Here is a 3092-nt window from a genome sequence, read left to right as displayed (position 1 = left end):
CACCGGCTCCAGCGCCACCAAACAGATCTGCGGATGGAAGGTCTCATCCTCACACACCGTGAGATTCCGGTGCGGCATGCCCCGCGCTAGCGCCGCGCGCTGCTCATCCGCGACGGCGACCAGCGCCTCCTCCAGGGCCGCATTGAGGCCCTGGTGGGTGCCGTAGCTGGCCCCGACGAATGCCGACAGCCCGCTCAACTCAAGGAATTGGCACACCACCCGCACCCCGGCACCGCCCTGCAGGGTGATGGTGAAGTGTGCCGCCAACACCAGTTGATGCAGCCACCGTACGCCCTCGGGGGTCTCCACCCACGCCGCCAAGACCGCTGGCGCCATGCCGACCGCAACCGGCTTGCACCACTCCTGCAAGGTACTGCGTGCCAGGCCGAGGTCGGCAGCCACCTGCCGTTGCGGCTGTCCCGCCGCCAAGCGTGCGCTGGCCGCCCCAAGCTGCTCCGCCCGCTCCAGGCGCGAGCGGCGCTTCACGCCCAACCCACCCTCGACGACCGTGCAGTGCGCAGTGGCACCGGCCTCGTGTCTGAGCTATAGTCAATCCCGGCGTAACCGTTCACCTCCCCCCGAGAATTCGCCCCACGGTAGCAATTCGTATGGCATAATACGACAATTCAACGACGACACGACGCGATGTACCTGCGCAAGCATGACCTACTCCAGATGGACGACGAGTGGCTGAAGAAGCTACCGGCGGAGCTATTGCTGGAGGTGTCGAAGCGTTTGCTGCACGACGTAAAGGAATTGCAGGATCGGCTGAATCAGAACCCGTCCAATAGTTCGCGCCCGCCGACCAGCGAGGCGCCTTGGGAGAGATCGAGCGAGCCCGTGATGGGCGAGGATGCTTTGGCCGAAAGAGACACGACTGGAGTCGCGGAAGCATCGGTAGCGCCAGCGAAGACAGCGAACAGCGCGGACTCCACGGAGGAGACTGCGCCGGCAACCGAAGGGCTTGCCAGGTCCTCCGCTCGGCAGGCTTCGGGTAAGCGGGCCGGGAGGCAGCCCGGCAGTCAGGGCTTTGGCCGCACACAGAAACTGACGGTCACCGCCACTTGCGAGCACCGCCCCGAGACCTGCACGGCGTGTGGGTTAGCGCTGGCGGCGGAGGCCCCGTCGCAGGCTTACACGGCCTGGGACGAAATTGACCTTGCGCCGCAGGTCGAGGGCACGATCGGGCTCATGTTCAGTGTCACGCGTCACAGTCTGCTTGACGTGGGTTGCACCTGCGGCCATGTCAGCCGTGCGCTACCTTGGCGGGCACCGGCCGATGCCCAATGGGAGAAGGTTGAGCTTGGCGAATGGCGCTTGGTGGGTCCTGGCCTGGCCGGGCTCTTGGTTCTCCTCGCGCTGCGCATGCACATGTCACGACCGAGGATTCGCGAACTGCTGATGGAAGTGTTCGATCTGACGCCGAGCACCGGCGTGATCGACGAGACGATCCGGGAAGCGGGACGTGCCAGTTTGCCGCTGGAGGACGCCTTGGTGGCGGACACCGTGCAGGCGGAGCAGTTGAATGTCGATGAAACGTCGTGGCCGGAATCCGGCCTGCTGCTGTGGTTGTGGGTGCTGGCCAGCGCGCATACGGTGCTGTACTTCATCGGCCCGCGGACCCGGGAGATGCTGGAAAACGCGCTGCAAGACGGCTTTTCCGGCATCCTCATCAGCGATGGTTACAAAGTCTACCGCGCCTGGAAAAACCGCCTGCGCTGCTGGCCACACTTGATGCGCAAGCTGCGGGGCCTGGCCGAATCGACCGATGGACGAGTTTCCGGGGTCGGACAGGAGATGGAAGGCCTCATGAAAACGCTGATGGCCGCCATCTACGCGGCGCGAGTCGATCCGCCGCCGGAAGGGTTGCCTGTACGCTACGCCGCCCATATCAAGCGGCTGCACCAACTCTGTGAGGCGCATCGGATGGATGACAACCCCGTGCTGCGCAGTGTCGTGCGCGAATTCCTATACGACTGGGAGGTCATTCTGCGTCCGGTCGCCGAGCCCCACCTGCCGCTCTCCAACAACGCAGCCGAACGGGCACTGCGGCACTGGGTCATTGCGCGCTACATCAGCCACGGCACGCGCTCCGCGGACGGGTCCCGCGCTTTTGCTCTGCTCGCCAGCGTCATCGAAACCTGCCGCCTTCGCGACGCCTGCGCCTGGCGCTACCTTGGCACCGTCATCGCCGCCGCCCGCAAGGGTTTGCAACTCCCCTCGCTCCCCGCCATCCCGGCTGCGGCATAGGGGGAGTGATTGACTACATCCCGGCAGGACCTTCGAGCATCTTCCTTCTCCCTCGGTGAGTTTGCACTTCCAAGGGTACGAGATTTCGAGGGTCCTGCCACTCCTTTCACCAAGCGCAACACTTGGCATTGGCCGGAATGATGATCAAGGCCGCCAAAGGAATGCTCTTGCTGGCATTGCCGATAGATCTTCCGGCACAGGGCTAACTGAATTTTGGCCATCCGAGCGCCGACGCAGAAGCTGTCGCAGAATCTTTCAACACAATTGCAAATCTGGCCAGGAAAACAATTGAAGATCATTACTCTATACAACCACAAGGGCGGGGTATCCAAGACCACTTCAACGTTTAACCTCGCCAGCCTGCTTGCAGAGAAGGGCCGGCGCGTTCTAATGGTAGATGCCGATCCGCAATGCAACCTCACGGAAATTGCACTTGCCTCGACTATTTCAGAACTGGACGCAGCCGCGGAATCTAATAGGACGGGCATGGTTGGAGAATTGCCCGGTACAAGCCTGCTCGATGCACTTAACCAAAGAATTCGAGGTGACGTTGCATATATCGATATTGCAAAGATTAGCTTGGTGCCCGTGAGTTCAAACCTCTATCTTTTGCGTGGATCCGTGGACCTTAGCTCCATCGAAGACGACTTGGCAGAGGCTCACGTGCAGCGCTCAAGCATGAGAACCAATCTCATGCGAACCTATGTCGCAACTGGAGACTTTCTAGTGAGGTTGGCGACGAAGGAAAAGCTAGACTTTATTTTTATCGACGTCGGGCCGAGTTCTGGCGCACTAACTAGGACTTTCTTCTTGATCTGCGATGCATTCTTTCTTCCAGTTGC

General features: G+C 61.5%; 2 protein-coding genes and 1 pseudogene. 2 read left to right on the top strand and 1 reads right to left on the bottom strand.

Features of this window, described 5'->3' with window-relative positions; all coding sequences use genetic code 11:
- Positions 1-486 (bottom strand): annotated as a pseudogene (locus ACCAA_RS04650) (DUF6399 domain-containing protein); the annotation flags it as partial.
- A gap of 159 nt (positions 487-645) precedes the next feature.
- Between ACCAA_RS04650 and tnpC the strand changes: the two are divergent.
- Together tnpC and ACCAA_RS04640 are read left to right on the top strand one after the other, a co-directional pair.
- Positions 646-2250, top strand: a complete 1605-nt coding sequence (gene tnpC / locus ACCAA_RS04645; protein WP_186406075.1) for an IS66 family transposase — start codon at positions 646-648, stop codon at positions 2248-2250.
- A gap of 288 nt (positions 2251-2538) precedes the next feature.
- On the top strand, positions 2539-3092 hold a 554-nt coding region (locus ACCAA_RS04640), incomplete at its 3' end, for a ParA family protein (protein ID WP_186406074.1).

Origin of the sequence: Candidatus Accumulibacter aalborgensis (assembly GCF_900089955.1) — a bacterium.
In the GTDB taxonomy this organism is placed as follows: domain Bacteria; phylum Pseudomonadota; class Gammaproteobacteria; order Burkholderiales; family Rhodocyclaceae; genus Accumulibacter; species Accumulibacter aalborgensis.
This window is presented reverse-complemented; position numbering and strand designations above follow the sequence as displayed.